Annotated in this window: 11 protein-coding genes; 4 read left to right on the top strand and 7 right to left on the bottom strand. The window is 62.7% G+C overall.

All coding sequences use genetic code 11. The features are described from left to right. Positions 1-243 carry a type II toxin-antitoxin system CcdA family antitoxin gene (locus tag JQK88_RS28475; RefSeq protein ID WP_192247499.1) on the top strand — a complete coding sequence of 81 codons (243 nt, stop codon included), beginning with the start codon at positions 1-3 and terminating at the stop codon, positions 241-243. Next, positions 243-542 carry a CcdB family protein gene (locus tag JQK88_RS28470; RefSeq protein ID WP_192247496.1) on the top strand — a complete coding sequence of 100 codons (300 nt, stop codon included), beginning with the start codon at positions 243-245 and terminating at the stop codon, positions 540-542. The genes JQK88_RS28475 and JQK88_RS28470 overlap by 1 nt, the downstream gene beginning before the upstream one ends. Before the next feature lie 25 nt (positions 543-567). Here the strand turns inward: JQK88_RS28470 and JQK88_RS28465 are convergent, their stop codons facing one another. Both JQK88_RS28465 and JQK88_RS28460 read right to left on the bottom strand, forming a co-directional pair. Further along, positions 568-2,238, bottom strand: coding sequence for a hypothetical protein (locus JQK88_RS28465; RefSeq protein ID WP_203280176.1), 1,671 nt, complete (start codon positions 2,236-2,238; stop codon positions 568-570). A gap of 75 nt (positions 2,239-2,313) precedes the next feature. Further along, positions 2,314-3,612: an adenylosuccinate synthase gene (locus JQK88_RS28460; protein ID WP_203280175.1), complete on the bottom strand. Its 1,299-nt coding sequence runs from the start codon at positions 3,610-3,612 to the stop codon at positions 2,314-2,316. Between the two features lie 211 nt (positions 3,613-3,823). Between JQK88_RS28460 and JQK88_RS28455 the strand changes: the two genes are divergently transcribed. Then, positions 3,824-4,747, top strand: coding sequence for a DMT family transporter (locus tag JQK88_RS28455; RefSeq protein WP_203280174.1), 924 nt, complete (start codon positions 3,824-3,826; stop codon positions 4,745-4,747). A gap of 111 nt (positions 4,748-4,858) precedes the next feature. On the opposite strand, the gene serA is transcribed toward JQK88_RS28455, so the two are convergent. From serA to glmM, 5 genes are all read right to left on the bottom strand, one after another. Beyond that, positions 4,859-6,460 carry a phosphoglycerate dehydrogenase gene (gene serA / locus JQK88_RS28450; protein WP_203280173.1) on the bottom strand — a complete coding sequence of 534 codons (1,602 nt, stop codon included), beginning with the start codon at positions 6,458-6,460 and terminating at the stop codon, positions 4,859-4,861. A 66-nt stretch (positions 6,461-6,526) separates the two neighbouring features. Next, on the bottom strand, positions 6,527-7,702 hold the full coding sequence (locus JQK88_RS28445; protein ID WP_203280172.1) for a phosphoserine transaminase: 1,176 nt from the start codon (positions 7,700-7,702) through the stop codon (positions 6,527-6,529). A gap of 201 nt (positions 7,703-7,903) precedes the next feature. Further along, on the bottom strand, positions 7,904-8,677 hold the full coding sequence (locus JQK88_RS28440) for an outer membrane protein (RefSeq protein WP_203280171.1): 774 nt from the start codon (positions 8,675-8,677) through the stop codon (positions 7,904-7,906). A 228-nt stretch (positions 8,678-8,905) separates the two neighbouring features. Further along, positions 8,906-9,721, bottom strand: a complete 816-nt coding sequence (locus tag JQK88_RS28435) for an outer membrane protein (protein WP_203280170.1) — start codon at positions 9,719-9,721, stop codon at positions 8,906-8,908. Positions 9,722-9,973: 252 nt separating this feature from the next. Continuing rightward, on the bottom strand, positions 9,974-11,326 hold the full coding sequence (gene glmM, locus JQK88_RS28430) for a phosphoglucosamine mutase (protein ID WP_203280169.1): 1,353 nt from the start codon (positions 11,324-11,326) through the stop codon (positions 9,974-9,976). A gap of 715 nt (positions 11,327-12,041) precedes the next feature. On the opposite strand from glmM, the gene JQK88_RS28425 reads away from it, so the two are divergent. Beyond that, positions 12,042-12,695 (top strand): hypothetical protein, encoded by a 654-nt coding sequence (locus JQK88_RS28425; RefSeq protein ID WP_446669883.1) that lies wholly within the window; start codon positions 12,042-12,044, stop codon positions 12,693-12,695. The last annotated feature ends 122 nt before the right edge of the window (positions 12,696-12,817 follow it).

Here is a 12,817-nt window from a genome sequence, read left to right as displayed (position 1 = left end):
ATGCGTAAGATTGCTTTGAATGCGATCCGTCAGCCGGCGAATCTGTCGATCGACTCGAATCTCATGAGGGAAGCCAAGGGGCTTGATGTGAATGTCTCGCGCGCCGCTGAAGCCGGTATAGCGGAGGCGGTGGCAGCTGAAAAAACGCGGCTGTGGAAGCTTGAGAACCGCGCCACTATGGATGCGTGGAACGACTATGTCGATAAGACCGGCATCCCGCTGCAAGAGTACCGGCAGTTCTGATGGCCCGCTACGATGTCTTTGCTGCCCGCAGCGAAGGCAACTATTTGCTCGACGTTCAATCCGACCTGCTCGACAATTTCAAGACGCGGGTGGTCGTCCCACTTCTGCCGGCCGCAACGGTGCCGCCGCCGATGCGAAGGCTCCATCCGATCTTCGAGGTCAACGGCCGCAAGCTGGTTATGGCCACACACCTGATCGCTACTGTTCCCGCGAGCGAATTAGGTGAAAGCCGGCTGAACCTAACAAAGCATCACGAGGACATCGTCGCCGCGCTAGACATGCTGTTTCAAGGCTTCTGAGCGAAGTAGCCGCTACAGCGCCCCATCAGCCCGCCGTCTTCGCCTGCCAGGCCTTCAGCGCCTCGTCGAACACCTTCTCGCCGGGGATGCCTTTTTCCATGGTCAGCAGCGCCCGGCGTCCGGTCTTGTAGACGACCGGCACGTCGATCCAGTCCTGCCCCCTGAGCAAGGTCAGATTGGCGTCCTCGTCGGCCTTGGTGTCGTTGAGCGCCACCAGAAAGAAGCCGTCGGCGATCTTGGCCGGGATGCCGATCAGCGGGCTGCCGGCATCCTGCTCCGAGCTCTTCATGGCAACGCGCAGGATGTTGTCGACGCCGCCGCCGTCAAAGCCCTCGGGTGTCAGGAAGATCATCTCGATGATGTGGCTGGCCGGCAGCGTCTGGTCGGTGTTGCGGCGGATGGTCATGCGCAGTTGGATGTCCTTGCCGGGAATGCTCGCTTCGGCGCGGATCGCCGGTTCCGGCGGCAGGTCCCCGCCGGGCGATTCCTGCACCAGCGACCAGACGATGCTGCCGGGTTCGGCCGAGCCCTGCGCGGTCGAGGTGCGTTCCTCATAGAAGATCGCCTTCTGGCCGACCGCAACGGTTGGCTCCGGAGCGGCGGCCGTCGGTGCCGCGGGCGGCGTGCCGGTTGCGGGCGCTGGCGGCGTGGCCGCGGCATCAGCCGGTGCTGCCCCATTGGCCGGCGGCGCGGCGCCATCGGCTGGCGGCGTTGCCGGTGGCGTGGCGGAAGCGTCAGGCGCCGGCGTGGCGGGCGCCACCGTGGCTGCGGTATCGCCGGGCGCTGGGGTCGCCGGCGCTGGCGCCGCAGGGGCCGGAGCCGCAGGTGCCGGAGCCGGAGGCGGTGGCGTGGTCAGCGCAGCGACGGATTCGCCCTCGCCTATGCCGCTTTGGCCGGCCGCGGGACCAGGGTCGGTCTCACCGCCTTCGGGCGTAAGGCGCTGCGTGAATTTCGTTCCCTCGCCGGCAGCTGCCGGTGCGGGCGCCTCGGCCGCGGGCTTGGCCGGCGCCGGCTTCACCAGCGGTTCGGTCGAGACTGTCTTGGTGTCGCCGACACCGAACATCGAGCCAAACGCATCCTTGTTCAGCCAGATGCCGTAGCCGCCGCCGGCGAGCACCAGCAGCGCGACAACAGCGGCGATCAGCCCGCCATAGCTGCGCTTGCGCTCGGCCGGGCGCAGGCGCTGGAACGTATCCGCCGGCTGCTCGTCATTGGCAAATACATCGGCGCTATCGTCTTCGGCATCCAGCTCCGCGGCTTGCTCGTTGATGGTTTCTGCGCGCGCCGCAGGCGGCGGCGGTGTCGGCGCGGGCCGCTGCCAGCTCGGCTCCGCCCGGGTGGCAGGCGCCGGCTGCACGGGTTTCGCCGGCTGCCAGGCAGGTGCAGGCGCGGCGAGCGGCTTGACATGACTGGGCTGGTTCTTGTTGCGGTCGATGGAGGAGAAGATGTGCTCCAGTTCCGCCAGCGGATCGGATGCCGGCGCCGGTTTGGCATAGTCGCGCTCGACACTTGCAATAGCGTCTTCCAGGGAGCGTTTCTGCGTGGCTATGGCTTCGGTGGCCAGCGGCGGCGAATAGTCCGCAAGCTTCTTCGCCAGCATGGTGCGAACGCTGTCATAAATGCGCGTACGCTTTTCGGGCGTCTCGTCGCCGTGCTTGTCGAGCGCCCTTTTCAGAATAGCGACGAAATCTGCCATGCTTCAGTCGACCTGTATTTTGTTTCCGCGCCGACCCCCGCAAATCAGCGCGATGCCCGGAAAGGCTTCAGAAAACTAGTCTTGAAACGGATCGGTCACAAGTATTGTGTCGTCCCGCTCCGGGCTGGTGGAAAGGAGCGCGACCGGTGCGCCGATGAGCTCCTCGATGTAGCGGACATATTTGACGGCCTGCGCCGGAAGGTCGTTCCAGCTGCGCGCGCCGGCGGTGGTGCCTTTCCAGCCCTCCAGCGTCTCGTAGACCGGTTCGACGCGCGCCTGCGCGCCCTGGCTGGCCGGCAGATAGTCGATCATTTCGCCGTCGAGCCGGTAACCCGTGCAGACCTTGATCTCGTCCAGTCCATCGAGCACGTCGAGCTTGGTCAGCGCGATGCCCTTGATGCCGTTGACGGCGACGGCCTGGCGCACCAGCACGGCGTCGAACCAGCCGCAGCGGCGCTTGCGGCCGGTGACGACGCCGAATTCGTGGCCGCGCGTGCCAAGGAATTCGCCGATCTCATTCTTCTGCTCGGTCGGGAACGGGCCTTCGCCGACACGCGTCGTATAGGCCTTGGTGATGCCCAGGACATAGCCAATGGCGCCCGGGCCGACGCCCGAACCGGCCGCGGCCTGGCCGGCGACGGTGTTGGACGAGGTGACGAACGGATAAGTGCCGTGATCGATATCGAGCAGCGTGCCTTGCGCGCCCTCGAACAGGATGCGCTCGCCGGCGCGGCGCTTGTCGTCGAGGATTTTCCAGACGCGGTCCATATAGGGCAGGATCTCATCGGCGACCGAGGTCAGCTCGGTCATGATCGCCTCATGGGTGACTTCGGCATGGCCAAGCCCGCGACGCAGCGCATTGTGATGCGTCAGCAGCCTGTCGACCTTGAGGGGCAGCGTTTCCAAATCCGCCAGATCCATCACCCGAACCGCGCGCCGGCCCACCTTGTCTTCATAGGCGGGGCCGATGCCACGACGGGTCGTGCCAATTTTTGTGCCGGAATTGGACGCGGCGTCCTCGCGGAATCCGTCCAGTTCCCGGTGCAGCGACAGGATAAGCGCGGTGTTTTCGGCTATTTTCAGGCGGTCCGGCGTTACCTCGACGCCTTGCGCCTTGAGTTTTGCCACTTCGGCGACAAAGGCGTGCGGGTCGAAGACGACGCCGTTGCCGATGATCGACAGCTTGCCTTGCCGCACCACCCCCGACGGCAGCAGCGACAGTTTGTAGACCTTGCCGTCGACGACCAGCGTGTGGCCGGCATTGTGGCCACCCTGGAAGCGCACGACCACGTCGGCGCGCTCCGACAACCAGTCGACGATCTTGCCCTTGCCTTCGTCGCCCCATTGCGAGCCGACGACCACCACATTGGCCATGTTTCTTTTCCCTTGAGATGCCGCCCTGGCGGCCTGGATATGGTTCGAAACGACAGGCCTCTATAGCGTCAAGACCTCGCAAGTGCGACCTTTCTTTGCCGCCGAAAATGCCCTGAGGCACAACAATTTTCGGCTTTGACATCATTTACTTGGGCTGGCGGGGGCCTTAGGCCGGCAACACCGCAGCTTCTGCGGCTGCCGGAATCCTGCCATGCATCGACGCGCCTACCTGTTCCTGCTGGTCACCACCTTGCTGTGGGGCGGCAATTCCGTCGCCGGCAAGCTGGCGATCGACCATGTCTCGCCGATGATGCTGGTCTTCCTGCGCTGGGTTCTGGCGGTGGCGATCATGTTGCCGATCGGCTGGCGCACGATCCGCGAAGACTGGCAGGTGGTGCGAAAACACTGGCTGCTGCTCGGCGCGCTTGGCGCCTGCGGCTTCACCTTGTTCAACACCATCTTCTACACCGCGCTCAACTATACGACCGCGATCAACGTCTCGATCGAACAGGCGGCGATGCCGATCCTGATCATCGTCGCCAATTTCATCTTTTTCCGCTTGCGGGTGAACTGGGCGCAGATTGCCGGCGTCGTGCTGACCATAGCGGGCGTGGTGCTGACCGCCTGCCACGGCGACCCGCGCCGGCTGCTGACGTTGGAACTCAATTTCGGCGACGCCATCATGCTGATCGCCGTCATCCTCTACAGCGGCTATTCGGTCGGGCTGCGGCTGAAACCGGAGATGCGCTGGCAAAGCCTCATGCTGGCGCTGTCGATCGCAGCGCTGATCACCTCGCTGCCTTTTGTCATGTGGGAAGCCGCGGCCGGCAAGGTCATCGTCCCCGATATCAGCGGCTGGCTGATCATTGTCTACACCGCGGTCGGCGCCTCGGTCATTTCGCAGATCCTCTACATCAGGGGCAACGAACTGATCGGCGCCAACCGGGCCGGCCTGTTCATCAACCTGGTGCCGATCTTCGGCACCCTGCTGTCGGTGCTGATCGTTGGCGAGACATTCCAGCTCTACCAGGCGCTGGCGCTCGTCCTGGTGCTGGGCGGCATCTCGCTCGCCGAATATAGCGGGCGCAAGATGGCGGACCTGCCGCTGGTCTTAAACGAAGAAGGCGCGGATTAGAGCAATCCCGGGACAAGTGGGAACCGCTTTTCCTGGGAAAAGCGCGCAGCGCTTTCCCTTGGGATTGCGCCCGACAAAGTCCGCGCCTTCGATTCCGTCGCTACGTCAGGATCACGTCGCGTTGACGTCGAACTGCAGCCGTTTGGCCGAGTCGATCGACTTGTGCGCCTTGACCTGTTCCAGCACATTCTCCGGGAACGGCGCATCGAGATAGAGCAGCGCAATCGCGTCGCCGCCTGGCCGATTACGTCCCAGCTGGAAATTGGCGATGTTGACGCCGTTCTCGCCGCACACCGTGCCCAGCAGCCCGATAATGCCGGGCGCATCGGCATTGGTTGTGTAGAGCATGTGCTGGCCGACCTCGGCGTCGAGATTGATGCCCTTGATCTGGATGAACCGCGGCTTGCCGTCGGAGAAGCAGGTGCCGGCGATCGAGCGCGTCATGTGCTCGGTCTTGACCGTCAGCTTGATGTAGCCGTCGAACACGCCCGACTTGTCGCGCTTGACCTCGGCAACGATGATGCCGCGCTCCTTCACCATGATCGGCGCCGACACCATGTTGACGTCGGAGACCTGCGGCCGGATCAGGCCGGCAAGCGTGGCGCTGATCAGCGCGCGTGTGTTCATCGTCGCGGTCGAGCCGTCGAACAGGATCTCGACCTCCTTGATCGGATCCTCGGTGACCTGGCCGACGAAGGCGCCGAGCACTTCGGCCAGCTTGACGAAAGGCTTCAGCCGCGGCGCTTCCTCGGCGGTGATCGACGGCATGTTGATGGCGTTGGAAATGGCACCCTTGATCAGGTAGTCCGACATCTGCTCGGCGACATGCAGCGCGACATTCTCCTGCGCTTCGGTGGTCGAAGCGCCGAGATGCGGCGTTGCCACGACATTCTCCATACCGAACAATTCGTGGTTCTCCGCCGGTTCGACCTCGAACACGTCGATGCCGGCGCCTGCCACCTTGCCGCTCTTCAGCGCCGCGACCAGATCGGCCTCGACGATCAGCCCGCCACGCGCACAATTGATGATGCGCACGCCGGTCTTCATCTTGGCGATCGCGGCGGCGTCGATAATGTTGCGCGTCTTGTCGGTCAGCGGCGTATGCAAGGTGATGAAGTCGGCGCGGGCGAACAGCTCGTCGAGCTCTACTTTTTCGACGCCGAGCTCCTCGGCGCGGCTGTCCGACAGGAACGGGTCGAAGGCAATGACATGCATCTTCAGCCCGACGCCGCGCGTGGCGACGATCGACCCGATGTTACCGCAGCCGATGACACCCAGCGTCTTGCCGGTGATCTCGATGCCCATGAAGCGGTTCTTTTCCCATCTGCCGGCATGGGTGGAGGCGTTGGCCTCCGGAATCTGGCGGGCCAGCGCGAAGATCATCGCCACCGCATGCTCGGCGGTGGTGATCGAATTGCCGAAGGGCGTGTTCATCACGATGATGCCCTTGCGGCTCGCCGCCGGGATGTCGACATTGTCGACGCCGATGCCGGCACGGCCCACGACCTTCAGCCTGGTGGCGGCGTTGATCAGCTTTTCGGTGACCTTGGTCGCCGAGCGGATGGCAAGACCGTCATATTGGTCGATGACTTCAAGCAGTTTTTCCTTGTCCTTGCCGAGATCGGGCAGGTAGTCGACCTCGATGCCGCGGTCTTTGAAGATCTGCACGGCGGTGGTGGAGAGTTTGTCTGAGACGAGAACGCGGGGCGCCATGGCGACCTCCTTCAAATGGAACTTGATCCGTGGGAATGGGCGGCCCGAAGGCCGCCGCAAGAAATCTCAGGCCGCCGCTTTCAGCGACGCCTTCTGCGTGGCGAAGGCCCAGTCGAGCCAGGGCAGCAGCGCTTCGAGATCGGAGGTCTCGACCGTCGCGCCACACCAGATGCGCAGGCCGGGCGGTGCGTCGCGATAGGCGCCGATGTCATAGGCAACGCCTTCCTTGTCGAGCACCGACACGAGCCCCTTGGCGAAAGCCGCCTGTCCGTCGGCATCGAGTGCCGCGACTTGAGCATCGGTGAAGGACAGACACACGGAAGTGTTGGACCTTGTCGCCGCATCGACTGCGAGATGGCCGAGCCATGAGGATCTGTCGACAAAGCCGTCGAGCACAGCGGCGTTGGCATCCGCTCTGGCAATCAACGCGTCGAGACCGCCGATCGACTTCGCCCAATTGAGCGCGTCGAGATAATCCTCGACGCACAGCATAGACGGCGTGTTGATGGTCTCGCCTTTGAAGATGCCTTCGATCAGCTTGCCGCCCGACGTCAGGCGGAAGATCTTTGGCAGCGGCCACGCCGGCTTGTAGGTTTCCAGCCGCTCGACGGCGCGCGGGCTGAGGATCAGCATGCCGTGCGCGCCCTCGCCGCCCAACACTTTCTGCCAGGAGAAGGTGACGACATCCAGCTTCTGGAAATCGAGCCTCTGGGCGAAGGCGGCCGAGGTCGCGTCGCAGATCGTCAACCCTTTGCGGTCGGCCGGAATGAAATCGCCGTTCGGCACCCGAACGCCTGAGGTCGTGCCGTTCCAGGTGAAGACCACGTCGCGGTCGAAATCGATCTTCGCCAGATCAGGCAGCTCGCCATAACCCGCTTCGATCTTTTTGGTATCGGCGAGCTTCAGCTGCTTGACGACATCGGTCACCCAGCCGGAGCCAAAGCTTTCCCAGGCGACCATGTCGACGCCGCGCTCGCCAAGCAGCGACCACAGCGCCATCTCGACGGCACCTGTGTCCGACGCCGGCACGATGCCGATGCGGTAGTCCGCTGGGACCTGGAGAATTTCCCGCGTCAGCTCGATCGCCTGTTCGAGCTTGGTCTTGCCGATCTTGGCGCGGTGGGAACGGCCGAGCGCAGCGTTCTTCAGCGCCTCGACCGACCAGCCGGGGCGTTTTGCGCAGGGACCTGAGGAGAAGTTGGGGTTTGCCGGACGGAGTCCGGGCTTCGTATGCGTCGTCATCGTGGTCTATCCTTCCAGATAGTGGCCCCTCGTTGGGGAGGGGTGGCCCACGGACGGCGATATGCGTTCAGCCATCAGGCGTCAAGAGGAAAGTTTTTGTCGCGGACAAGATACAAGCGATCCGCGATCAGGATGTCGTGAGCCCAAACGCAAACGGCGGATCGAAAAGATCCGCCGTCAGGCTTCGTGTCTACAGCCAGCCTACCAGAGGTCGTAGCGCAGCCCGAGTTTGACCTGATGATTGCTGATGCCCTTGCGGATCGGATACGAGGTCAGGCTCGCGGCAGTGACATATTCGGCATCCGGCGCCGAAAAATACTGATAGCCGAGATCGACGGAAACATTCTTGGTCACCTGATAGGCCAGGCCCGCATCCAGCGTATAGGCCAAGGCATACTGGGTCTTGTTGTCGCTCCGGACGAAATCATCCGTAGGGTCGAGATTGTCGGTGAAGTAACTCGCCGACAGCTTGTATTTGCTCCGGACCAGCCCGATGCCGGCACCCAAATAGGGCGTGATCCCGACATAAGTGCCAAGATCGACATAGCCATTGACCATCCCCGATAGGGAATAATTCTCCAGGGACGCCGCCGCCACCGTTGCCGTGGCCGGCGGTATCACGGTCGCGGTGTCGTCATAGTGGATGCCAACCTTGTTGCCCGGCAGATAGCCGAGATTGATATCGGCGCGCAGATAGTCGTTGAAATGATAACCGAAGCCGATGCTGGCAAAGGCCGGATCCTGCTTTTCGCTGAAGCTCGCCGGCGCGAAGGTGAAATCCTGATCCTGGTAGCTCTTCTGCGCGAGATAGGAGACGTCGCCGCGCAGATACCAGCCCGAGCCGACCTCGACCGGTTGATAGTCCGGCGCCTGATCGACATAGACCGGCGGATCGTAGTCGGCGGCCTGCGCGGGCGTCAGCGGAGCAAGCACGAGTGCGGCGAGCGCCGGCACTGTCAGCGATTTGAAATTCATGGGTCCCCGGCTCCTGAAATTGGCGCGCGTCATTTGATTGCAAGCGCCGTTTCAGTAGGCATTGTTAACCATAGTGGTTAAGTGCGGGTTAAGGATAACGCGGCGTTACCGAATTGATTTCGATAGGCTTTCTTCAGCGCGCGCGGCCGGTGGAAATGTGCCGCAATCGGCAAACGAAAACCGCCCGGCATGGCCGGGCGGTTCGCGAATTCCAGGATTTCGAAGCGACTACTTGGTGTAGATCGGCTCCGGCTCGGGAACGTAGGGTTCCGGCGATGTGCAACCATTATTGCCGCCGAACTGATAGCGCAGACCGCCGCGTACCTCATGTGTGTTGATGCCATGGTCGAAGCCGGGCCCGGAACTGCTCACGTCGAAGTCGAACATGCGGCCTCCCTCAATGTGAGAGTAGCGATAGCCGGCATCCAGGATCACCCGGTCGGTAAGGCAATAGGACGCGCCAGCCATGAGCGCGTAGGCAAAGCGCCAATTCTTCGACCCGGGGTTGGTCTCGGTTGTGTTCGGGTCGTGGACGGTATCCCATTTGACGTGCGCGCCGCCGATACCAGCGCCAACATAAGGCGTGATGCCGTGCCAGGTGCCGATATCGTAATAGGCGTTGGCCAAGAGCAGCAATGCGCTCATTTTCGACACTTCGACCGATGTCGTAACGCCATCGTTGGTTGATCCGTTGAAGTCCGAAGCGAACCAATAGTCGGCTGTCAGGTCGGTACGGAAATGATCGTTGATCTTGTAGCCAATGCCGGCGCCGAGTGAGAAGCCGCCCTTAAGCTCGCCGGAATCGAAAACATTGCTGCCGGGAGGCGGTCCGTAGGTGATATAGTCGATGCCGCGCAAATCCGACTTATGATAGTCGATGTCGCCGCGGATGTACCAGCCACCGAAATCGGCCGGCTGCTCATAGGCAACCGGCGGCGGCGCTTCTTCGACCACCGGCGGTTCCGCCAGATCGGCGGCGAAAACCGGTCCGGCCACGCCTGCGAACAGCGCGGCAAGGAGAGCCATTTTTGCTGTATTGAACATGCTTGTCACCCCTGAGAACCGTCGGGAAAATCCAACCCGCCCGAATATGATTGACCTCAGTTGTGGATAATGAATTGCAAAAGTTAAAACGCGTTTAACCCTGTCGATTAACCACGAATTCTCGATATTTTAGCAAACAGTCTCTGTCGGCATCATTCTGGGGCCACCCTGCCCGAAACAAAAAGCCCGCCTGGAGGCGGGCCTTGAGGTCTTCGAGCCGGCAGTTCGCGCCTGCCGCTGAAGGCGGCCCGATCAGGCGGCGCTGCGCGTTTCCGAGATGATGTCGACGATATCGTTGACCACGGCTTCGACCAGCTGCGGGTCATCGCCCTCGGCCATGACGCGGATCAGCGGCTCGGTTCCGGAGGGCCGGATGACCAGTCGCCCGGCCTTGCCGAGACGGTTGCGCGCATCTTCGATCGCCGCCTTGACTGGGGCTTCCTCAAGCGGCTTGCCGCCGGCGATGCGGACATTCTTCAACAGCTGCGGCACCGGCTCGAACTTCTTCGACAATTCGCTCACCGGGCGGTTCTGCCGCTTGATGCAGGCCAGCACCTGCAGCGCCGAGACAAGCCCGTCGCCGGTGGTCGAGAAATCGGACAGCACGATGTGGCCCGATTGCTCGCCGCCGACATTCAACCCATGCGCGCGCATATGTTCGACGACATAGCGGTCGCCGACCTTGGTGCGGTGCAGCTGCAGCTTCATGTCGCCGAGAAAGCGTTCGAGGCCGAGATTGGACATCACCGTCGAGACGACGCCGCCGCCGGCGAGCCGCCCGTTCTGATGCCAGGATTCGGCAATCAGCGCCATGATCTGGTCGCCGTCGACGATCGTGCCGTTCTCGTCAACGATGACGACGCGGTCGGCATCGCCGTCGAGCGCGATGCCGATGTCGGCGCGCACTTCATGCACCTTCTTCTGCAGGCCGGCCGGATGGGTCGAGCCGCATTCCTTGTTGATGTTGAAGCCGTTCGGCTCGACATTGATGGCAATGACCTCGGCGCCCAATTCCCAAAGGGCGGCCGGCGCAACCTTGTAGGCGGCGCCATTGGCGCAGTCGACGACGATCCTGAGACCCGACAGGGACATCGAGCGCGGCAGCGTGCGCTTGGCGAATTCGATGTAGCGGTCATGCACGCCGTCGACGCGCTTGGCGCGCCCGAGCCCGTCGGAATCGGCGAGCGCCAGCTCGATGTCCTTGTCGAGCATGCTCTCGATCCGCTCCTCGATCTCGTCGGAGAGCTTGTAGCCATCGGGCCCAAACAGCTTGATGCCGTTATCGAAGTAGGGATTGTGCGAGGCCGAGATCATCACGCCGATATCGGCGCGCAGCGAGCGCACCAGCATGGCCACCGCCGGCGTCGGAATCGGGCCGAGCAGGAAGACATCCATGCCGGCGGCACAAAGGCCGGCCACCATCGCATTCTCGATCATGTAGCCGGACAGCCGCGTGTCCTTGCCGAGCACGACGCGGTGGCGGTGGCTGCCGCGCTGGAACGACAGGCCGGCGGCCATGCCGACCCGCATCGCGATCTCAGCCGTCATCGGAAATTTGTTGGCGCGCCCGCGAATTCCGTCGGTGCCGAAATAGTGCCCTGCCATGCTAGCCAGAATCCCCGTCGTTTTTTCAGCTGCCCGTAATGCCACAAAATTGGGCACCACAAATCATCACAATGTATGATCGTATGTTACCAATCCTTAGAAAATCATTGTAGCGATCTGTTCAAGTGTTTCCACAGCCTAAAACGGTGACACGGTCTTGCCGCAATATAGCAGCCACACTAAGCCGCTCGGCGCAGGTTATCCGGTAACCCTTCTTTTCGAGGCCACAGATCGCAATGATTTCATCACCTTGTTGGGAGGACGCGCTTTGCGAGGGTATCGGCGCGAGTTAGCATCTGGCGCAGCCTAGCGTTGAGAGCTATTGATTTCACCAAAGGGACACCATCGGCGCAGCAACGGGAGAAACGCCATGCTCATCCATCGACTTGCAACTTTGACGGGTCTTGCCGTCGCAACCTTGTTCATGGCGGCGCCCGCCAACGCGCTTACCATGGCCGAGTGCAGTACCAAGTATAATGCCGCCAAAGACGGCGGCACGCTGAACGGACAGACCTGGAACCAGTTCCGTAAGGCCGAATGCGGCACCGACGCGGCCGCCACCACCGAGACCGCCAAGCCGGCCAAGAAGGCCGACGCGGCCAAGGCGGACACGACCAAGGCCGCTGCTGCCGCCGACGACGGCGCCACAGGCCTGACGGCCAAGGAATGCAGCGCCAAATACCAGGCTGCGAAGGCAGCCGGCACGCTCAACGGCGTGAAGTGGAACGATTTCCGCAAGACCGAATGCGCCGCCGGCGCTAGCGCCACGGCAGAACCCGCCAAGGCCACGACCAAGGCTGCAACCGCAGCCGACGATGGCGCCAAGGGCCTGACGGCCAAGGAATGCAGCGCCAAATACCAGGCGGCAAAGGCCGCTGGCACGCTCAATGGCATGAAGTGGAACGACTTCCGCAAGACCGAATGCGCCGCCGGCGCCAGCGCCTCGGCAGCACCGGCCACCACGACCAAGGCAGCTGCCGACAGCAGCGGCAAGGGCCTGAGCATGGCCGATTGCAGCGCCAAGTATCAGGCGGCCAAGTCTGCCAACACGCTGGGCGGCAAGAAGTGGAACGACTTCCGCAAGGCCGAATGCGGCGCCGGCGCCGATGACGACGACACCGTCCCTGCTCCGAGCGAGGCGACTTATACCAGCGAGCCCGAGAAGCCCTCGGTCACCGCTCCCAAGGGCGTGAAGTTCCCGACCGCGATCTCGAAGAAATACGCCAGCGAGACGCCGGCCAAGGGCCGCATGCATACCTGCCTCGAGCTCTACTACGCCAACAAGGATGCCAACACGCTGAATGGCCTGCGCTGGATCCAGAAGGGCGGCGGCTTCTACAGCCTCTGCAATGCCAAGCTGAAGAGCTGATCGCGTAGCCATATTCTCCAGACAAAGGCCCGCGCATCGCAGCATGCGCGGGCCTTTTTGTTGCGCTCGAAGACGCCCGGCTTTGCTCGCGTCTACATATCGCGGAAGCTGTCGGCATCATC

It is taken from the genome of Mesorhizobium caraganae (assembly GCF_016836705.1).
Taxonomy (GTDB): Bacteria; Pseudomonadota; Alphaproteobacteria; order Rhizobiales; family Rhizobiaceae; genus Mesorhizobium; species Mesorhizobium caraganae.
This window is presented reverse-complemented; position numbering and strand designations above follow the sequence as displayed.